The sequence below is a fragment of the Atopobacter phocae ATCC BAA-285 genome, from assembly GCF_000526675.1.
GTDB lineage: Bacteria > Bacillota > Bacilli > Lactobacillales > Aerococcaceae > Atopobacter > Atopobacter phocae.
On record NZ_JAGN01000035.1, the window covers coordinates 1 to 19,659 of the forward strand.

A 19,659-nucleotide genomic window follows, 5' to 3' on the forward strand; every position below is an offset into this window, starting at 1 on the left:
AGCCTGTGAGACTTTAGATAATGGCTTCGAAGATGCCTTCCAATACACAGTAATGGATAAGAGTCACAATCGTTTAAAAAGTACTAATCTTCTTGAACGATTGAACCAAGAAGTACGCCGAAGAGAAAAGATTATTCGTATTTTCCCCAATCGTGTGTCAGCCAATCGTTTAATTGGTGCTGTCCTGATGGACACGCATGACGAATGGATCAGTTCTAAAAGAAAGTATATCAAGTTTAACCAGTAAGAGAGTATAGAACATTGTACTAGAAACTTTTACACAAGATTATGGACTTGACTCAGTTTTAATTGAAGGTAAACAAGTTAATGAAACTGGAAAAAGTAATGTAAAATATAATTATAGAATAACTTTTAAAACAACAAATTTAAGTACTAAAACAATGGTAGCAAGAATTAAAACTAGAAAATTAAAACCAGATCAAGATGGATATTATTATAACAGTGCAAAATTGGAAAATAGTATTTTCTCTTTAGGAAGACCAATAATTTATTATCGATACAAGCCAACAATAGCGCGCGGTGGAGCTGATTTTAAAAAATTAAAAGATATAATTATTCTAAAAACAGATCAGTTTGATCAGCCAATTGAAAAAGATAATCCAGCAACATTTGGCATATACAATACAAAGAATGCTTTAATACAACGTGAATCGTCAAAAGATCGCGGACTTATTGAGTTTAAAAAATTAGCACCAGGGAACTATACATTAAAAGAAATTGAAGCGCCAAATGGATTTGAATTATCAAAAACAATATATCAATTAATTTTAAAGGAAGATGGAACATACACAATTAACGGTAAGGATTACTCTAATGAAAATCCATTCCATGTGGTAAACCATAAAAAGCTATCAATTCATATTAAAAAAATTGATAAGGAATCAAAAACATCCTTAGCAGGTGCAGTTTTTAAATTGGAATCAGTAGATAAAAAATATAATGTAACTATTGGGGGAAATGATAATGTAAATCAATTTAATTTTGAAGGGTTAGAACCAGGAAATTATGTATTAACTGAAACTAAAGCGCCAAAAGGACATTTAAAAATTGCCCCAATTGAATTTAATTTAAAATCTTTAAATGGAAGTACTGAAATAAACTTTACTAAAAATAGTCAAACAGCTAAAGTAGTAGGGAATCGAATCAATTTAACGATTCCAAATGAACGAATCAATGTAAAATTAAAGAAACAAGACACAGAAGGACATGCATTGCCAGGTGTTATTTTCCAATTAAGAAAATATGTAAAAGATAAAAAATTATATGAAGAAGTTGTTGAAAATCAAATTGTTTCAAATAGCAATGGAGAAATTGTATTGAATTATTTAGAGCCAGGTGAACAGTATCAGTTGTGGGAATTGAAACCGTTAGATGGATATGAAATGCCAAAAGAAGAGGTCTCTAGATTTAAAATTGATGAAAAAGGACAAGTTAATTTTGAAAATGGGTTTAATGAGGAAATTACTAATAAATCAATCGGCGTTGAAATCACTTTAATAAAAAAAGATGAAACAACAAGAAAATTGTTAGATCATGCCTTTTTTGAAATTGAGAAAGAAGACAAGAGTGGAGATAAAAAATCATGGACTTTTGAAAATGGAAAAGAAAAGATTTCCAAATGGGAAACAAAAAATGGATACTTTAAAACATACTTCAAAGAAGATGGAGTATACCACATTAAAGAAGTTCAAGCTCCGGCAGGTTATCGCTTACCTTCTAATCCTTATGTAGCACGTATTGAAGTAAAGGGTGGCAAAATCATTTCAAATGGTAAACAATTTATTAAAAATGACATTATTGTTACCAATAGACGCGGAGAATTTCCTAAAACAGGTAGTGCGGGAGAATTTTATTACTTATTAAGTGGCGTAATTCTTTTAATAATGTGTGGCTATTTGTATAAATATACGAATAGAGAAGTAATCTAAAAATTAAAACGTTTTAGATTGTATGAACAAAAAAGTATTATTCTAATAAAAAAGAGAATGTCTCATGTGCTTGATGTGCACGAGGCATTCTCTTTTTGCTTAAATAAATAGACAAATTAATATAATTTAGAATCGACTAAAGGACCAGATGAAGTAATGATAGTTAAAATGCACCAATGGACGATAAGTCAACTGATTTATAATTGGACGATATATAGTATTAGAGTTAACTGGTTTCATTATTGAATTAATCGGTTTAATAATTGATGTGGATGGATTGAATGGTTTATGAAATGTATTTGGTCGATTTATCATAGAAGACGTTGAATAACTTTCTATTTCATCGTATGTCACTTGAAAAGTAGTCGAATTAATGGTTTGAATGGGTCCTCGAAATAAATAAGTACTACCATCTTTACTCACAAATTTTTTGAGTTGATTCATATTCAAAAAACTATGAACATCTTTTTCTTGTGGTGAAGAGAGTAGTATTCGATTGTATGTTTTCAACAGTTTTCCTTTAGTATCGACTAATTCAATCGTTAAATGATGAGTGATTGGTGTATAATCATCCGTATTTTTAGAAATAAAATAGATTTCATCAATACTGTCCGTATGAGTTTCAGCCGGTGGGCGATTAGAGCTTATTGTGTAATTGAACATAGTATCTTTATCTGTATCATAAATTAAACGCGTTTTCATAAAATCTTCAGTGACTTGAGTACTTAGCCGCTTGACTAAACGATAACCTTCCGCGTATTCTTTAGTTTTTGAAAAATGGCGATTTGTGATATCAAATAATTCTTCTGAAGTAAATGATTCTCCTGTTCGTTTAGTGCCTGTCGATGTAGTTTGTGACAGACCCGTATTAATTAAATGGTCGCCTTCTCGTTTTGTATATATTACGTTATGTTCATATTCGACAGATTGGATACTATGATGATTAGCTGGCAAAGATACAGGAGTAATATCAAGTAAAAAATCATCTTCTTCATCATAATCATCTATTGAATTAAGAGTTTGCAGAATAACTTTTCCTTTTAATAACAACGCCGGATTATTCGACAATTTCGTTAAATCTGGAACTTGAAAACCTGTTTCAGAGATAGGATAGGATAATTTATGATTAGTTAGAGAAAAAGTGATTTGAGTATCTTCTGCGAAATCGATGACTTTGTAACGATTAGGTTCAGTGTGATCAATCATCGTTTGAGTAAATTGGATTAGTTGTCTTTTTGTTAGTTGTTGACCGACTTGTAAAGGGATTTCTAAAAAGTTAGGATAAACTAAATCATTTCCTGCTGAATCGATTCCTGTTAAATTAATAATTAAATGGGTTCCTTCTGGTTCTTGAAAGTCTTTTTGATGAATCGGTGGATGCGAAAAACTATCCGCATGTACAGAATTTATAACTGGAATTGAGAGACATAAAATTGTGAGAAAAAATGCCACAAATTTTTTTGACAAATTGAATATCATATACAAACAGCTCCTTTTACTTAATAAAATAAAATTAAAAATTAATTGTTGATGTTTTAAAATTTTTAACTTTGATACAAACTTCACAAATAAAGATATAATATATGTGGTAAATGAAACGAAAAATGATAGAAGCAACACTCTATCTTATATAAAAAGCAAATACCCCTCAGAAGTTAGTGGGTTGTTCTAACTTTTGAGGGGACATCATAAGCTTAAAATTTTAAGAAATACTATCTTCTTAAAATTTTAAAATAAAAGATTAACGTAAATCTTCAATTTCAGCCACAGTATAGTGACGACGTTCTAAATCGTTAATGATTTTTTCTAAAGTTTCTTCAGATACATTGCGTGGTAAAGTGAATACCATACGATTTAAAGTTCGTTCGCCTAATGAATCTAAAGTAATACAACTTGCGATAGTTGAATGACGGTTAATCGTACGAGCCATATTAACTAAGTCACCTTTGTCACCGGCTGAGATAACAGCAATAGCAAAGCTTGCTGAATTAACTCCCCATGAACTTTGTAACATGTTTAACATCGCACTGTGCGTTAAAATACCGTAAAATTTACTATCTTCAGTGAGAACAGCAATATAAGGTAATTCTTTAATAGTGAAGAATACTTTAAAAAATGAACTAGATACACTAATGTATTTTGTTGCATTTTTTAATAGATGGGTAACAGGTAGTGACATGTCGCCACCGTTTGCTTTGTGACGATAGATATGCATTTTGTAAATATTCCCGCGAAAGATTGATTCACTTTCGTCTAGAATGGGGACGCATCGAAATCCAGATTCTTCAAGAGTAGCTAAAGCTTCTTCTAAAGTGGAACTTTCTTTGACGATTGTCAAACTAGCTTTTGGAATTGCTAATGAGCGAATAATCATCGTCTCACTCCTTTTTTAGTTTTTACTCAAAAAATTTAATATATATATCTATTATTTTAAAAATGTGAAGTTTATAGTTTGTTGCATAAAATGATAATACCATTAAAAATTAAAAAAATCTATTAAAAACAAGTAATAAAAAAATAAATAGGAGTTTAGCAAGGGGAGTGTTGAATATATACGAATTTAGGCGTATAATTTTATTTATTAAGTGCACTTAATTTTTTTATTTGTTTAAATTTTATAAATGAGGAGGAAATAAAATGAAGTTAGTACTAATTCGTCACGGTCAAAGTGAATGGAACCAAGCTAATTTATTTACTGGGTGGGAAGATGTTGATTTAAGTGAACAAGGGTTAGCAGAAGCACGTGCTGCAGGTGATAAATTAAAAAAAGCAGGAATTGAAGTAGATATAGCATATACATCTGTCTTAAAACGTGCGATAAAAACTTTATTTTACGTGCTTGAATCATCAGACCAACTATTTGTCCCTGTAACGAAAAGTTGGCGCTTGAATGAACGTCATTATGGTGCTTTACAAGGATTGAATAAAGCAGAAACTGCTGCTAAATATGGAGACGAGCAAGTTCACATTTGGAGACGTTCATACAATGTGTCACCACCAGAAATGACAGCGGAAATGGCGCAAAAATTTAAAATGGATCGACGCTACCGCTTTTTGAATCCAGACAATGTGCCAACAACCGAAAATTTAGAAATAACATTAAATCGTGTGATGCCTTATTTTAATGATCAAATTGTACCAGCAATTATGAAAGGGCAAAATGTATTAGTAGCTGCTCATGGTAATTCATTGCGTGCAATGTGTAAATATTTAGAACAAATTAGTGATGATGAGATTACGTCACTAGAAATTCCGACAGGTGAACCGATTGTCTACGAATTAGATGAGCATCTCAATGTTTTAAGCAAAACAATTCTTAAATAAAAAAGTAGCCAATTAATGAAAGATTATTAACTGAATGACTTGCTTTTTTCCTTAAATTAGTTCATCATAGGGGTGTTACCTTGTGCACATTAAGTACAAAGGATATGTCGAACAAATTAAAAGGAGAGAAGAATTTATGGGCAATGATTCTGGGGCCGGGCCCCTGGGCGTCCAATTATTAACGATTTTTATATTAACATTAGTCAATGCTTTTTTTGCGGCAAGTGAAATTGCATTTGTGTCAATTAATCAAGGCAAGATGCAACGTAGTGCAAATGAGGGTGACAAACAAGCTAAGCGGGTCGTACGCTTATTAGAAGAACCAGATAACTTTTTAGCAACCATTCAAGTTGCCATTACACTCGCTGGATTTTTCTCAAGTGCGTCTGCTGCAACTAGCTTTGTGAAACGGCTTGAGCCATTATTCAATGGAATACCTGCAGCCAATTCCATAGCGCTTGTTATTGTTACGCTCGTTTTGTCGTATTTCACTTTAGTATTTGGGGAATTATATCCCAAACAGTTAGCATTGCAATTACCTGAAACAATCGCTAGACGGACAGCCGGTATTATTATCGTCATTCAAATGGTCTTTCGACCGTTTATATGGATGTTGTCTGCTTCAACAAGTATTTTAAAACACCTTACACCAATCGAATTCAAAAACAAAGAAGAGAAGCTAACACGTAGCGAAATGAAACTATTGCTAGCTAATAGTCGAAATGACGGTGCTATTGATTTGGATGAATTCACGATGATGCAAGGCGTTTTATCTTTAGATACGAAGTTAGCGCGAGAAGTGATGGTGCCACGAACAGATACAACGATGTTAGACGTGGAAGATTCGATTGAAGAGAATTTAGAAATTATTCTATCGTGTCCATTTTCACGGTTACCAGTTTATCGTGAAGATAAAGATAACGTGATTGGAATTATCCATACAAAAGATGTGTTAAAAGCCTCGCGTGAACAAGGTTTTGCTGCGATTGATTTAGAAGAAATCATGAATAAAGCACTGTTTGTACCAGCGATGATTTATATTGACGATTTACTCATTGAATTCAGAAAAGAACATCAACATATGGCCGTACTTCGTGATGAATACGGTGGAGTTGAAGGGATTGTTACGTTGGAAGATTTACTTGAAGAAATTGTTGGAGAAATCGAAGACGAATACGATGAACAGTCAGAAGAATTTAAAAAGATTGGTGAAGGTCATTATATTATTGATGGTAAGTTACCAATTGAAGACTTTGGACAAATTTTTAATGAGTTTATTTCAAGTGATGAAGTGGATACAATGGCAGGTTACGTTTTAGAAGAACTCGGATTTTTCCCAGATGAAGATGAAACGGATCAATCAGTCGAAGTTCAAATTGGTGCACATATTCTAAAACCAATTGAAATTGAAAATGGCCGAATCAAAAAAATTGAAGTTTACGAAAAGAAATTAGTTGAAGAGAAACAAATAACTGACTTAGAACAAGAATAAATGTAAGAAGTGAAAGGGATATATTGCAATGAAGTTAAATGAAATGATGGATCGACCCGTTGTAATGGAGAAAATTGTTCATTTTTTAAGAGACAATTTACCATCCCTTTCAGACCGTTTAACCCAATTAGAGCATAGTGCAAATGAACGACGAGTACCGATTATTCCTCGCGAAACAGCAGCTTACTTAGACCAACTTTTGACGATCAAACAACCTCAAAAGATATTAGAAGTAGGCACAGCAATTGGCTATTCTGCTAGTTTAATGGCACAATATGCGCCTGTTTGGACTATTGAACGGAATCCTGTCATGTGGGATGAAGCTGAGAAAACTTTCGAAACGAATCAGACTACGTATCCTATTCATTTATTGAAGGGTGATGCAATGGACTGGTTGAATAAAGAAGAATTAAAAGAATTTGGTCCGTTTGATGTCATCTTTCTAGATAGTGCAAAAGCTAAATATATTGAATTTTTGCCACTAGCATTAAACTTGTTAGCCGTTAACGGAGTCATTTTGATTGATGACGTCTTTCAAGGAGGAACAATTTTTGATCCGATTGAAACCATTCCACGTCGAGTTCGGAATATTCATCGAAAGTTAAATCGATTGTTTCAAGATGTACTAAATCATCCGGATTTAAAGGTGAGTGTATTACCACTAGGGGATGGATTAATGGTCATTACCAAAAAAATATAAAATAAACCATAAGGCTGGGACTTCCCAGTCTTATTTTACGTCATAAGAAAGGAACGAGTGAAATGAAGCAAGATATATCATCAAAACGTTTGACGAATTGGCAGCTGATTAAGAGAATCCGACCTTACTTCATGAAATACAAATGGATTTTACTTTTAGATTTAATGTGCGCTAGTTTAACAACTGTCTCAGAAATGACATTACCTTTAATTATGCGACGACTCACAAATTATGGGATTTATAATATAGAGAGTTTGACTGTACAAGTCATCACACGTTTAGCTTTGTGGTTCGTTCTATTTAAAGTCATTGAACTCGTGGCGAATTATTTTATGACGAGTGTGGGTCATATTATGGGAGCAAAAATTGAAACAGATATGCGCAGTCATTTATTTAAACACCTTCAAACGCTCCCAGATGCCTACTATAACGAAAATAAAGTCGGACATCTTATGTCTCGTTTAACGAATGATTTATTCGATATTACCGAATTTGCTCATCACTGTCCGGAAGAATATTTTATTGGTGCGATTAAGATGATTGTCGCGTTAATTGTTTTGGGACAAATTCATTTACCACTTGCTTTAATTATTTTTTGTTTAATTCCCATTATGTTTTTAACGGCTACAATTTTCCGAAGTAAAATGCGTGACGCCCAATTAATGCAACGCCAACAAGTTGGAAATTTAAATGCTAATATTGAAGAAAGCTTATTAGGAATACGAGTGGTTAAAAGTTTTGCTAATGAAGCGATTGAAGAAGAAAAATTTGAAGAAGATAATCAACATTTTCTCTCAATTAAGAAAAGTTTTTACTACGCAATGGCGGGCTTCCATACAGTGACGAAAATATTTGACGGATTGATGTATTTTTCTGTTTTAGTTGGTGGTGGGCTACTCATGTTATATAAGCAAATCGATGCAGGGGATATGATTGTGTTTATTATGTACGTGAATACCTTGTTTGAAAGTGTAAAACGAATTGTTCAATTTACTGAGCAGTTCCAAAAAGGGATGACCGGGATTGAACGCTATCAAGAAACATTGGAAACTACTTCTGATTTGTATGATGCAGCACATGCTATTGAATTAGAAAATGTACAAGGTGATATTGAATTTGACCAAGTAGATTTCCGGTATCCAAGTAGTGAGGAAGAAGTTCTAACGCAATTTAGTTTTCATATTAAAGCGGGGAGTAAAGTCGCATTTGTCGGACCAAGTGGAGCTGGTAAATCGACCATTTGTCATTTAATCCCACGTTTTTATGATGTATCGAGTGGCGCCATTCGGGTTGACGGAAAAGATGTGCGAGATGTAACCATGAAAAGTTTACGCGATCAAATTGGAATTGTTCAGCAAGATGTTTATTTATTTTCAGGGTCGGTGTTAGATAACATTCGCTATGGTAAGCCAAATGCTAGTGAAGCGGAAGTGATTCGTGCGGCAGAGTTAGCAGGAGCGGCAGACTTTATTAATGAGTTACCAGAGGGATATCATACGTATGTAGGAGAGCGTGGTGTCAGGTTATCTGGCGGACAAAAGCAACGTATCTCCATCGCACGCGTCTTTCTAAAAAATCCGCCAATTTTAATTTTAGACGAAGCGACTTCTGCCTTAGACAATCAGAGCGAATTAATTGTTCAAGAATCGTTAGAACAATTAGCCGTTGGTCGAACGACAGTGACGATCGCGCATCGTTTAACGACAGTAGAAGATAGTGATATTATTTATGTAATGGGCAATACAGGAATCATTGAACAAGGACCTCATGAAGAGCTGATGGCTAAAAAAGGATATTATTATCAATTGTATACAAGAAGTCGATAAAAAAAGGACAAGTGGTCAAAAATGACGACTTGTCCTTTTTAAATTGTACGGCCCCGGCAGGACTTGAACCTGCGACACCACGTTTAGGAAACGTGTGCTCTATCCGCTGAGCTACGGGGTCAATACAGGTAAAATAACTAATTTCATTATAACATATTAGAGTAACGTCAGAATAACAAATTAAGTCGTCTCTTTAATTTAGAGAGCCTACTTTAATTTTACGTTTAATATTAGAATAAATACGGAAACCTGAATCAGCTGTAAAAATCGCTAAGGCAATCATACCAGCTACTGCAAAAGTTTGACCCAGTTCATTCAACCCGCTTTCAACGCTTTCGAACATAAAGGAATACACACTTTTATACATACCGTAACCTGGAACGAAAGGGAAAAAGGCTGGAATAAAAAAGACTGTGACAGGCGCTTTAAAGTGTCGTGAACATAAGTGGGATAAAATAGCAATCATTAAACTAGCGAAATAAGTCGCACTCGGTACATTAAATTGAAAGTAGTACATGACCCACAAATATAAAGCCCAACCCGCTCCGCCAAAAAAAGGATTAATTTTCCAACTAAATCGTGGTGCTTCGAAAATTAAACAAGCAGAAAAAGAGCCAATAGCTGCTCCGATAATTTGTAATAGTATACTCATTGTTATCCTCCCATCAATAAAAAGGCTAAAGCGACACCAAGTGCAACCGAGACAGCGATTAAGAAGGCTTCTAAAGCCCGTACAGATGCAGATAAGTAATCGCCACGAAAGGCATCACGAATGGCATTCGTAATAGGTGTGCCTGGCACAAGAGGCATAATAACCCCAATTATTGTCAAATTAACATTAAAATGATTATAGACATGATGATGAATTAATATAATGGAAGTCGTCATCAAGAAGACTGATAGTACCGTATTAACAAAAAAGCCTAAATCGATATGACGATCAATGTAATTCATGAAAACAAACCACACTCCAACTGGAATTGCGACTAGCGCTTCGTTAATTTGTCCACTAAACATCATCGCTAATCCTCCCATTAATAAGAGGTTACCAAGTTCTTTTAGCCATTGTGGTAATTCACTTTTGTCGGCTTGTTTTAATAAATCATAAGCCTGATCGACAGTGATTTCATTTTTTACTAAACGTCTAGAAATACTATTAATTTTCTCGATTTTAGAAAGGTTAGTATCACGCCGTTTCACACGTTTCATCATGCTAATTGAAGCAATGGAAGGATCGTCAATGGTAAGATAAACAGCTGAACCAATTGCATTAATTTCAATGACTTCAAAGTGACTAGTGGATAGAATATAGTACATCGTTTCTTCTGCTCGATACGTTTCTGCATTATTTTCAACGAGCATTTGGCCAGCTAACACGGCAGTATCGACTAACTTTTTAACTTTTTTCGGGGTCATAGGCGCTCCTTTCATCAATTGAAGATTTGCCATTTATTATACCACGATTTCATGGGAGTGCGTGGTGAATTTCGATAGATATAAGTGAATGACAATAACAAATATAAGCAATGCAACGGGTGAAAAGATAATTTATTGATTAATTTGACCATTAATAGATAAATCTAATCATTAATGGCCAAATTGAACAACAAGTGACAAAATAATCGATAAAGTCTGTTCAAATAACGAAAACATTCTAAAATAAGAAGAGTTTACTCATAAAAGGTATTAAATTTTTGGGGGAGCATGTTATATTTCGAAGTTATTTGTCGAAATCGTCTTTCGTCATCTTTCATCTAAATGACTATATTAAACGTGAGGTGAATCATATGACGAAAATGATTGAACACATTCAAGAAATATGTCAAACCTATCAAGTTGAGCAATATATTCCAATACAATACGATCCCCTGAAGCAAATTAAATCAGAAGAGATAGTAGGAATCTTTCCTTGTAATAATCAGTCATGCTTACTATTAGTATCAGGTGAATGGCTATGGAGTGAGTTATCGATTGGCGTATTATTGAATCGTATTTTTAATCAAATTGAACCATTTTATCGTCAATACCGACAATACCAATCACGTAGCTATTATCAACCAGTTTATGATTTTAATCATTTTTTCTTTCCAGTTGATGGTACGAAACGCCAACAAGGAGCATGGATGAATTTTTCCCTTTTAAAAGGTGTCCAAATGCGCCCACATTCCGTTGTTTGTTTCTTTGGGGAAGGAATCGTATGGCCTATTAAGCCCACTATTTATAGAAAACTAATGACTAGCCCTGCGTCAAAATTGTTATTTCAAACGTCACTACCAACATGGCAACCCGCAAATTATTATCGACTCTATGGAGTAGTTGCTTAAACGCTTTAGAAAAAAAGTCTACATTGTAATTTATTGAAAAACAACTTACACTAGATAGAGACACACGACAAGATTGTTGAAAGGAGCGCCTATGGAACAAGAAAAAACGAAACAGAAACTCATCCGTTTACCTAAACGTTTAAATGAAATTCAAACAAAAGAAATCATTAAAAGCGCTAACCTTGATGAAGAGCAAACGAATAAAATTACATCGATTCAACAACAAAAAAAAGACAAAGAGCGTTTTAATATTTATATTGATGGCACGTTTAGATTTGGTGTATCAACCGAAACGTTAATTAAATTTGGTCTACTAAAAGGCAATCATTTATCAGATGAACAGTTAGAAGAGATTGAATCCTATGAAACTATTGAGCGCGCGTACCATAAAAGTTTACGTTATCTATCCCGTCGCTTACGCACAGAAAAAGAAGTGGAGCATTATTTAATGAAAGAAGAAGTAGAAGAACGCGCGATAGCCCAAGTGATGGCTCGCCTGATTAAAACAGGTTATTTAAATGATTTAGAATATGCTAAAAGTTTTGTACGGACAGAATTGGTGACAGCCTCTAAAGGTCCAGGGATGATTAAGCAAAAGTTACGCGAGAAAAAAGTTAGTCCTGCCTTTATTGAAGAAGCATTACTACTTTATGAACTAGATGATCAAGTAGAAATTGGCTGGCATTTAGCTGAAAAATATCAGCGACGATTAAATAAACAATCATTGCGTGAGGCAAAACAAAAAGTAACAGAGCATCTTATGACGAAAGGATTTGCTTCGGCGATAATCACAATTATTCAAGAGCGACTGAATTGGGATGAACTAAGTGACGATGAATATGAACACTTAGATAAACAATCTCGTCCGATTTTAAGAAGATTAAGCCGAAAACATAAAGGGTCCAATCTAAGATACCAAGTAGAAGGACGATTATATCAAAAAGGTTTCCCTAGTGAACTAATCGCTAAATGGTTAGATGAACAAGATTGGGAGGCTGAGCATTACGATTGATGAAAAAGGAGAAGACTTTGAAACTAACATACGGACCACATACACCTTACGAAGCCTTTGAAGATTATTTAAAAACGTATCAAATTGAATTATGGGCACCTGAAAAAATAGCTGCTTTTCAAAAAGACTTGTTGCATTGGTATCATCAAAATAAAAGAGATTTACCTTGGCGTCAAACAAGCAATCCGTACGCTATTTGGGTGAGTGAAATTATGTTGCAACAAACACAAGTCGCAACGGTTATTCCTTACTATCAGCGTTTTTTAGCGAAGTTCCCAACGATTGCAGATTTAGCAGAAGCAAATGAAGATGAATTGCATAAAATATGGGAAGGGCTAGGCTACTACAGTCGGGTTAGAAATATGCAAGCAGCAGCACAAACAATGGTTGAACAATATAATGGAACTTTCCCCACGACTTATGAAGAAGTGATTAGTTTAAAAGGGATTGGACCTTATACAGCTGGCGCGATTGTCAGTATTGCATATAATCAACCATACCCAGCGTTAGATGGAAATGCGATGCGTGTACTGGCAAGGTTATTTGAAATTGATTTAGACATTGGACTAGCTAAAAATAGAAAAGTATTTGAACGACTACATCAAGCTTTAATAAGTTATGAAGAGCCTGGAAACTTTAATCAAGCATTAATGGATTTAGGTAGTGATATTGAATCGTATCGGGGCTACCGCGTCGAAGAAAGTCCAGTTAAAGCTTATTCAGCAGCATATTTGAATGGAACGCAAGCCATTTATCCGATTAAAGAAGGAAAGACTAAAGTTCAAGAAAAGGCTTATCGGGCACTAATTATTGAAGATAATGAAGGAAACTATTTATTCTTGAAGCGACCTAAAGATGGTTTACTGTCAAATTTTTGGATGGTTCCTTTAATAGAGCAAGAAGAGGATATTACGCCTTTCTTGGATTCCTTAGGCCTGGCACACTACATCGTAGCTAACGACGCACTGGGATCAGTTCGTCATATTTTTAGTCATCGTCATTGGACAGTTGACGTATGGTATGTGCGCGTTTTAGATGAAGCACCAATCAATGTGACATTCGAAACAGAACTTATGTGGTTACATCCTAATGAATTTAGTACATGGGGATTTCCTAAAATTCAGCACAAAATATGGGAACAATATCAACAACCAATAACCGACTAACAGGAGATATCTTACTTTCTTTATGAGCGACCTTCTTACGAAAAATTAAACATAATGTCTTTTCGTTCAGATAAATAGCGAGAAGTATGATATAATTCATTATGAGAAATTTCTACATAAAATGCTGATATAGAAAGTTGGAAATGTGATGTACCGTCCAAAAGAAGGAGAGTTCATCACCATAAAAAGTTACAAACATGATGGTTCGTTGCATCGCACTTGGCGAAATAGTATGGTATTAAAGACGAGTGATAACCAAATCATTGCAGTCAATGATCATACGGTCGTTGAAGAGGCAGATGGTCGAAAATGGATGACACGTGAACCTGCAATATTATACTTTCATAAAAAGTATTGGTTTAATATTGTTACAATGTTGCGTCCCAAAGGGATTTCGTACTATTGTAATTTAGCCTCACCTTTTGTAATGGACAAAGAAGCTTTAAAATATATTGATTATGACTTAGATATTAAGGTATTCCCAGATGGTGAAAAACGTTTATTAGACGTTGATGAGTACCAACGTCATCGTAAACAAATGGATTACCCCGACGAAATCAATCAAATTATTTTAGATCAAGTAGAGGAACTTGTGGATTGGATTAAACATGAAGAAGGTCCCTTCTCCAAAGAATTTGTTCAAATTTGGTATGAAAGATATTGTCAATTGACTCATCGAATGTAGTAATTTTAGTGGGATGAATAAAGAGGCTATTGAATAGCCTTTAAAAAATAAAAAAAGAGAGAATCATCAGTAGCTTTTATAAGCTATGATGGTTCTCTTTTTTATTAAAGTGTTTAAAGAAGTTTGTGAAGTTGATTTAATTATTATTTTGTGTTTTTTAAATTTTTTAAAAAGTCATAAAACATGCCTAATTGTTTTTGAACCTGAATTTTGTTAATAGGTTGACCTTCATTATCCTTACTATTGATAGTGATATAAAATGTTCCGTCTAAACCTTCCGTACCGCGATTAGACATTGGCACAAATTGAATTGTCATTGTGTTTTCAGGTTCTGAAGTTGTATTTTCATCCGCATGAATACTTGCTGAGCTTACTGCAAATACTGCTGCAACCGATAATAAAGCTACACCTTGTTTTAGTTTGTTTTTGATCATTTGTTTCACTCCTATTCAAAATGTTGTATGAAAAATATAACAAAAAAAATTCAAAAGTACAACTATTTTTTTGATAAAATATTGATTAGAAATTTATAACATTTAAAAAACAAATAAATAGTTTTTTTACTATTTTAACGAGGATTATATGTGAAAGAATATGTCAAAAACTATCATTTTCATTCAAAAAAATCAATAAAATGATAAAATTAATTTTGTAAAAGGATGAAATAGATTTATTGTAAAATATTTTATTTATACAAAAATGGAAAATAATCATTAGGAAATATGGCGATTTAAGAAGATTAAGGCGTTCAATAAAACTATAAAAAATAGGACATAAATTGCCTTACTATAGCAAAAGTAGATCGAAAATGGCTGATGTTTTTAGGCGCATGTGTGGTATAATGGGGGAAGATATTTTTCGGTATTAGTTGCATTCACTTATACGGGTATACCCTTTATAAAGAAATGAGGATAAATTGTATGATAAAATTGATTGCGATCGATATGGACGGGACATTGTTAAATTCAGATAAAACATTAAGTCAAGCACATATTAATTCGCTGAATCAAGCAATCGCCAAGCAGTTAAAAATAGTGATTTGTACGGGAAGACCGTTGAAAGGTATTACTCCTTTTTTAAATCAAATTCATTTGACAGATCAGGATTTTATTATTTCAAATAACGGTGCTTCCATTATAACAAGTAGTGAGCACCAGTTAATTTATGAAGAGGCGTTGACAGCAGAGCATATTCGAGATATCGTGGCTTTATTGCCCGATATTGATTCAGGCGTGGTAGTGACGAATGATGAAGCGTACTATTCAATTAGTCCAAACGAAAGTTCAGTGATGGCATGGGACGCTAATTTAGTGAATATGCCATTAATTCAGACAAATTTACTTGATTTATCAACGAATGAATCGTATTATAAAATATTAATTGGTCATGACAAAAAAGTGTTAGATAACTTTTACACGCAAATTCCACAAACGGTATTTGATCAATACTATGTGGTTAGAAGTCAGGACCATTTAATAGAGATTCAAAAGAAACATGTTCATAAAGGAACAGCGTTTAAATGGTTATGCCAACATTTAGAAATACGATTAGAAGAAGCCGCAGCAATAGGTGATGGCAACAATGATATTGAAATGCTAGAAACAGCAGGTATTGGCATAGCGATGGGCAATGCGTCAGATGCAGTGAAAGCAATTAGCGATTACGAAGTTACAACGAATGATCAAGCAGGCGTCAGCGAAGCAATCGAGTATTTAATCCAGTATAATACACAAGAACAGATCAGCGAACAGGGGGAGTGATGTATGATTTTAAATAATAGTGAAAAACAAGCGCATTATAACGCACCACAACATGAACACATTCACGATGATTACGAATTCTTTTTAGATGCTTTAAGAGATAAAGGCGTGCGAATAACAGAGCAACGTAAAGCAGTTATCCAAGCATTGCTATCATCAAAAACGCATCCAACGGCTATTCAATTACATGAAATGTTACTCGAAACGTATCCGACAATGAGTTTGGCAACAGTATATAATAATTTAAATACATTAATCGATTATGATTTAATTATTGAATTACAATCAAACGATGGTTCGACTCATTATGATTACTATCATAATAATGAACCTCATTATCATGCGATATGTTCATCATGTGGTAAAATTGTGGACTTTAAGTATCCAGTGTTATCTGATGTAGAATTAGTAGCTCAACGCGTAACAGGTTTTCAAAAAACTAGTCATCAAATGGAGATTCACGGGATTTGTCCGGAATGTCAAGAACATATGGCAGATCTTCACCCACATCAATTAATGAAACATTAAAAGGATAGCATATACTATCCTTTTTACATTTTTAATAATAATAGAAAGGATGTTATTATTTTGAAATTAAAAAAAGAGTATGTATTAAATAATGGAGTCGTTGTCCCGTCAATTGGTTTAGGCACATGGCAGTCATCTGAAGAAGATGCATATTTTGCTGTAACAGAAGCACTAAAAGCAGGATATCGTCATATCGATACGGCATCAATTTATCGTAACGAAAAAGCAGTTGGACAAGCGATTGCTGACAGTGGAATTCCGCGTAGTGAAATCTTTGTTACAACAAAATTATGGAATGATGCGCACGGTTACGAAGAAGCTAAGCAAGCATTTCATGAGTCATTAGAACGTTTAGGGATGGATTATGTCGACTTATATTTAATTCATTGGCCGAATCCAAAAGCTCTTCGCCCAAATTGGCAAGAACCAAACCGTCAAGCATGGAAAGCAATGGAAGAATTGTATGAAGCGGGATTAATTCGTGCAATCGGTGTATCGAACTTTAGAGTACATCACTTAGAAGAACTTTTTAAAACAGCTCGTATTATTCCAGCGATTAATCAAATTCGTTTAGCACCAGGAGCTTTACAACCAGAAGTTACAGAATGGTGTGAACAACATGAAATTCAAGTTGAAGCATATAGTCCATTTGGAACCGGTCGTTTATTTGAAAACGAAACAATCAAAAAAATGGCCGAAGACCTAGGAAAGTCTCCGGCACAAATTGCATTAAATTGGTCGTTGTCACACGGTTTCTTACCGTTACCAAAATCTGTTCATCAAGATAGAATTCAATCTAATTTAAATGTATTTGATTTTGAATTAAGTCAAGAACAGATGGAAATCATTAATCATTTAGAAGGATTAGGATCAAATCATAGCCCAGATGAAATGAATTTCTAAGATACTTTTGTATCAAATGATAATTCTTCATCACCTAAATTTTTGAGACGATATTTATTAGCGACACGATAAGTTCCAGTTAATAAGACATTGTGTAGTAAAACGACGAATAATCCATATTGAATAAGTGACCAGTTATTGAACAACTCACTTAAAACAGGGGATTGTAAAAAGTAACTATAATTGCTTTGTGTCGTTAAATCAAATTGCCAAGTAATTAATAGAAGTAAATTAATCATTAGTAAACTGAAACGTAAGTTTTCTTTTGTTAATAAATCTAAATGATGTTTTAAATGATCCAATGTAGCCGCCCATAAGAGAACGTGACCTACAATATAGGAAACCGTTGTTAAATGAATAGGTGTAAATGGATCAAGAGATGGCATGATTAACGCTAGAGGTGCACCATAGCCTCCAAGTAAAAATCCGATAGTTCTTAATTTTGGACGATTCATAAAGTAGCCGATAATAAAACATAATATGGCAATACGACACCCGTAAAGTGGGAGAGCTTCTTTATGACTACTATAGCCACCAATTAAATACCAACTATATAACATAATTACTTGAACGACTAAACCACCATAAATCATATTTTCGATGATATGGTGGTTTTTTTCGCTTTTCCCCCACCAAACAATGACACTGACAATTAAAGCTAAAATAATCATTACCCAATGAACTGGGCTAAATAATTGCAAATGATACCCGTCGGATTGAGCGGTAAAAAAATGCATCATTAACACCTTCCTTCTCTTTAGTTCATGTTTATTATATTTGAGTACACTAGAATGGTCAATAAGACCTCAGGATGAAATCGTTATCGGCGTACGCATAAAACCTTTAAAAATTAAGTAAATGCTCGTTTTGTTCGACAAAAAAGTGAACAAAATCGTTATAATAAAGTATAGTAGTAATCATTCAATAGAAAGTTAAGAGGTTATCCCACATGTTAGAAACAGTTATTGCATTATTTAAACACTATTTCAGTGCAAAAGTGATCGTATTCTTTGTATCGATACTTCCCATTTTGGAATTGCGTGGCGGCTTAATTGCAGCTAGTTTATTAGGGGTGCCATGGTATGAAGCTGCCCCAATAGCGGTTATTGCCAATATGTTACCTGTTCCTTTTATTATCTTATTTATTGAACGAATCCTTGATATTTTATCACATCATGGACCAATAAAAAAGTTTGCGCGTAAAATCAAGCAAAAAGGACACTCAAAAGGTGCAGAATTATTAGAAAAGTATCCGAATCAAATTATGATAGGTGTCTATTTATTTGTCGCTATTCCATTACCTGGAACAGGGGCGTGGACGGGAGCTTTAATTGCAGCATTACTTGGTTTATCTCCTAAAAAAAGCTTTTTCCCTATTAGTTTAGGCATTCTTACAGCATGCATCATTATGTTAATTATCGCTTACTTCGTACCGAGTTTAATCGGCTTTCAATCATAAATTCATCGAAACAAAATATTATTATTAAAACAATTGGAGTCCAATCCCGCAAATGAAAAAAGATTGGACCCATTTTTTTTGAATATAATGCTTCTAATTATTTTTATGCAAATTTGTTGCATAAAAAATTTGTTTATGTATAATATGTTTATACTTCACTATTTGTTATTGCTATTTGTTTATTAGTTATTAAATAGAATTGATAAACAACTATAAAAAATATTAGATAAAGTCCATATAATTGTGTAAAAGATAAAAGGCCATATAAAGCTCCTTTTACGGTACAATGTTTTTACCAGAAAACCTACCCAGGAGGACTTTATATGCCCCAAGTACATTTTACACTGAATAGCGAAGAGGTTCAAAGCATTATTGAACATTCGGTAAAAGATGATGTGTCTAAAAACATTTTGACAACAGTGTTCAACCAGTTGATGGAAAATCAGCGAACAGAATATATCCAGGCTGATGACTATGAACGATCCGAAAGTCGTCAGAGTCAAAGAAATGGCTATTATGAACGAGACTTTA

At 33.8% G+C, this 19,659-nt stretch carries 21 protein-coding genes and 1 tRNA gene; 15 read left to right on the forward strand and 7 right to left on the reverse strand.

Annotation, left to right across the window (positions count from 1 at the left end):
- Positions 1–247, forward strand: a 247-nt coding sequence (locus tag L866_RS0106265; RefSeq protein ID WP_025729673.1) for an IS256 family transposase, incomplete at its 5' end; no start/stop codon positions are given.
- 154 nt (positions 248–401) lie between these two features.
- Positions 402–1,949, forward strand: a complete 1,548-nt coding sequence (locus L866_RS0106270) for a SpaA isopeptide-forming pilin-related protein (protein WP_025730223.1) — start codon at positions 402–404, stop codon at positions 1,947–1,949.
- Between the two features lie 126 nt (positions 1,950–2,075).
- On the opposite strand, the gene L866_RS0106275 is transcribed toward L866_RS0106270, so the two are convergent.
- Positions 2,076–3,428 (reverse strand): hypothetical protein, encoded by a 1,353-nt coding sequence (locus tag L866_RS0106275; protein ID WP_025730225.1) that lies wholly within the window; start codon positions 3,426–3,428, stop codon positions 2,076–2,078.
- A gap of 262 nt (positions 3,429–3,690) precedes the next feature.
- Positions 3,691–4,323, reverse strand: a complete 633-nt coding sequence (gene cbpA, locus L866_RS0106280) for a cyclic di-AMP binding protein CbpA (protein WP_025730227.1) — start codon at positions 4,321–4,323, stop codon at positions 3,691–3,693.
- 263 nt (positions 4,324–4,586) lie between these two features.
- Here cbpA and gpmA point away from each other — a divergent pair, with 263 nt between their 5' ends.
- From gpmA to L866_RS0106300, 4 genes are all read left to right on the forward strand, one after another.
- Positions 4,587–5,273 carry a 2,3-diphosphoglycerate-dependent phosphoglycerate mutase gene (gene gpmA / locus L866_RS0106285; protein WP_025730229.1) on the forward strand — a complete coding sequence of 229 codons (687 nt, stop codon included), beginning with the start codon at positions 4,587–4,589 and terminating at the stop codon, positions 5,271–5,273.
- Between the two features lie 82 nt (positions 5,274–5,355).
- Complete coding sequence (locus L866_RS0106290; RefSeq protein WP_342664130.1) at positions 5,356–6,765, forward strand: hemolysin family protein; 1,410 nt, start codon at positions 5,356–5,358, stop codon at positions 6,763–6,765.
- Between the two features lie 28 nt (positions 6,766–6,793).
- Positions 6,794–7,465, forward strand: coding sequence for an O-methyltransferase (locus L866_RS08680; protein WP_035446298.1), 672 nt, complete (start codon positions 6,794–6,796; stop codon positions 7,463–7,465).
- A 62-nt stretch (positions 7,466–7,527) separates the two neighbouring features.
- The gene (locus tag L866_RS0106300) at positions 7,528–9,291 is read left to right on the forward strand and encodes an ABC transporter ATP-binding protein (protein ID WP_211236686.1); all 1,764 of its coding nucleotides are present in this window, start codon (positions 7,528–7,530) and stop codon (positions 9,289–9,291) included.
- A gap of 48 nt (positions 9,292–9,339) precedes the next feature.
- On the opposite strand, the gene L866_RS0106305 is transcribed toward L866_RS0106300, so the two are convergent.
- From L866_RS0106305 to L866_RS0106315, 3 genes are all read right to left on the reverse strand, one after another.
- Positions 9,340–9,412, reverse strand: a tRNA-Arg gene (locus L866_RS0106305).
- Positions 9,413–9,484: 72 nt separating this feature from the next.
- A complete protein-coding gene (locus L866_RS0106310; protein WP_025730235.1) occupies positions 9,485–9,943 on the reverse strand; it encodes a threonine/serine exporter family protein in 459 nt (152 codons plus the stop codon).
- 2 nt (positions 9,944–9,945) lie between these two features.
- On the reverse strand, positions 9,946–10,707 hold the full coding sequence (locus L866_RS0106315; RefSeq protein ID WP_025730237.1) for a threonine/serine exporter family protein: 762 nt from the start codon (positions 10,705–10,707) through the stop codon (positions 9,946–9,948).
- A gap of 371 nt (positions 10,708–11,078) precedes the next feature.
- On the opposite strand from L866_RS0106315, the gene L866_RS0106320 reads away from it, so the two are divergent.
- The 4 genes from L866_RS0106320 (at position 11,079) to ntdP (ending at position 14,478) form a co-directional block, all read left to right on the forward strand.
- Positions 11,079–11,615: a hypothetical protein gene (locus L866_RS0106320; protein WP_025730239.1), complete on the forward strand. Its 537-nt coding sequence runs from the start codon at positions 11,079–11,081 to the stop codon at positions 11,613–11,615.
- Between the two features lie 91 nt (positions 11,616–11,706).
- A complete protein-coding gene (gene recX, locus L866_RS0106325) occupies positions 11,707–12,627 on the forward strand; it encodes a recombination regulator RecX (protein ID WP_025730241.1) in 921 nt (306 codons plus the stop codon).
- Between the two features lie 17 nt (positions 12,628–12,644).
- Complete coding sequence (gene mutY / locus L866_RS0106330; RefSeq protein ID WP_025730243.1) at positions 12,645–13,793, forward strand: A/G-specific adenine glycosylase; 1,149 nt, start codon at positions 12,645–12,647, stop codon at positions 13,791–13,793.
- Between the two features lie 148 nt (positions 13,794–13,941).
- The gene (gene ntdP / locus L866_RS0106335; RefSeq protein WP_025730245.1) at positions 13,942–14,478 is read left to right on the forward strand and encodes a nucleoside tri-diphosphate phosphatase; all 537 of its coding nucleotides are present in this window, start codon (positions 13,942–13,944) and stop codon (positions 14,476–14,478) included.
- A 143-nt stretch (positions 14,479–14,621) separates the two neighbouring features.
- Here ntdP and L866_RS0106340 read toward each other — a convergent pair whose 3' ends face one another.
- A complete protein-coding gene (locus L866_RS0106340; protein ID WP_025730247.1) occupies positions 14,622–14,912 on the reverse strand; it encodes a hypothetical protein in 291 nt (96 codons plus the stop codon).
- 486 nt (positions 14,913–15,398) lie between these two features.
- Here L866_RS0106340 and L866_RS0106345 point away from each other — a divergent pair, with 486 nt between their 5' ends.
- From L866_RS0106345 to L866_RS0106355, 3 genes are read left to right on the forward strand one after another with little or no spacing between them, the layout of a single operon-like run.
- Entirely contained in the window at positions 15,399–16,238 is an 840-nt protein-coding gene (locus L866_RS0106345; protein ID WP_025730249.1) for a Cof-type HAD-IIB family hydrolase, read from the forward strand.
- Between the two features lie 3 nt (positions 16,239–16,241).
- Positions 16,242–16,766, forward strand: coding sequence for a Fur family transcriptional regulator (locus L866_RS0106350; protein WP_084030312.1), 525 nt, complete (start codon positions 16,242–16,244; stop codon positions 16,764–16,766).
- 60 nt (positions 16,767–16,826) lie between these two features.
- A complete protein-coding gene (locus L866_RS0106355; protein WP_025730253.1) occupies positions 16,827–17,669 on the forward strand; it encodes an aldo/keto reductase in 843 nt (280 codons plus the stop codon).
- Here the strand turns inward: L866_RS0106355 and L866_RS09100 are convergent.
- Positions 17,666–18,409 (reverse strand): YwaF family protein, encoded by a 744-nt coding sequence (locus L866_RS09100; RefSeq protein WP_025730255.1) that lies wholly within the window; start codon positions 18,407–18,409, stop codon positions 17,666–17,668. The two genes, L866_RS0106355 and L866_RS09100, sit on opposite strands and share 4 nt — an antisense overlap.
- Before the next feature lie 209 nt (positions 18,410–18,618).
- Between L866_RS09100 and L866_RS0106365 the strand changes: the two genes are divergently transcribed.
- The gene (locus L866_RS0106365; RefSeq protein WP_025730257.1) at positions 18,619–19,128 is read left to right on the forward strand and encodes a COG2426 family protein; all 510 of its coding nucleotides are present in this window, start codon (positions 18,619–18,621) and stop codon (positions 19,126–19,128) included.
- Positions 19,129–19,451: 323 nt separating this feature from the next.
- Positions 19,452–19,659, forward strand: a 208-nt coding sequence (locus L866_RS0106370) for a transposase (protein ID WP_025730259.1), incomplete at its 3' end; no start/stop codon positions are given.

Excerpts from the sequence above, each read along its gene's own strand:
- L866_RS0106340 (WP_025730247.1), bottom strand. The coding sequence starts at position 14,912 with ATGATCAAAAACAAACTAAAACAAGGTGTAGCTTTATTATCGGTTGCA.
- ntdP (WP_025730245.1), top strand. The coding sequence starts at position 13,942 with ATGTACCGTCCAAAAGAAGGAGAGTTCATCACCATAAAAAGTTACAAA.
- recX (WP_025730241.1), top strand. The coding sequence starts at position 11,707 with ATGGAACAAGAAAAAACGAAACAGAAACTCATCCGTTTACCTAAACGT.
- L866_RS0106300 (WP_211236686.1), top strand. The coding sequence starts at position 7,528 with ATGAAGCAAGATATATCATCAAAACGTTTGACGAATTGGCAGCTGATT.
- L866_RS0106270 (WP_025730223.1), top strand. The coding sequence starts at position 402 with ATGGTAGCAAGAATTAAAACTAGAAAATTAAAACCAGATCAAGATGGA.
- L866_RS0106315 (WP_025730237.1), bottom strand. The coding sequence starts at position 10,707 with ATGACCCCGAAAAAAGTTAAAAAGTTAGTCGATACTGCCGTGTTAGCT.
- cbpA (WP_025730227.1), bottom strand. The coding sequence starts at position 4,323 with ATGATTATTCGCTCATTAGCAATTCCAAAAGCTAGTTTGACAATCGTC.
- L866_RS0106350 (WP_084030312.1), top strand. The coding sequence starts at position 16,242 with ATGATTTTAAATAATAGTGAAAAACAAGCGCATTATAACGCACCACAA.
- L866_RS0106345 (WP_025730249.1), top strand. The coding sequence starts at position 15,399 with ATGATAAAATTGATTGCGATCGATATGGACGGGACATTGTTAAATTCA.
- L866_RS09100 (WP_025730255.1), bottom strand. The coding sequence starts at position 18,409 with ATGATGCATTTTTTTACCGCTCAATCCGACGGGTATCATTTGCAATTA.
- L866_RS0106320 (WP_025730239.1), top strand. The coding sequence starts at position 11,079 with ATGACGAAAATGATTGAACACATTCAAGAAATATGTCAAACCTATCAA.
- L866_RS0106310 (WP_025730235.1), bottom strand. The coding sequence starts at position 9,943 with ATGAGTATACTATTACAAATTATCGGAGCAGCTATTGGCTCTTTTTCT.
- L866_RS0106365 (WP_025730257.1), top strand. The coding sequence starts at position 18,619 with ATGTTAGAAACAGTTATTGCATTATTTAAACACTATTTCAGTGCAAAA.
- L866_RS08680 (WP_035446298.1), top strand. The coding sequence starts at position 6,794 with ATGAAGTTAAATGAAATGATGGATCGACCCGTTGTAATGGAGAAAATT.
- L866_RS0106275 (WP_025730225.1), bottom strand. The coding sequence starts at position 3,428 with ATGATATTCAATTTGTCAAAAAAATTTGTGGCATTTTTTCTCACAATT.
- gpmA (WP_025730229.1), top strand. The coding sequence starts at position 4,587 with ATGAAGTTAGTACTAATTCGTCACGGTCAAAGTGAATGGAACCAAGCT.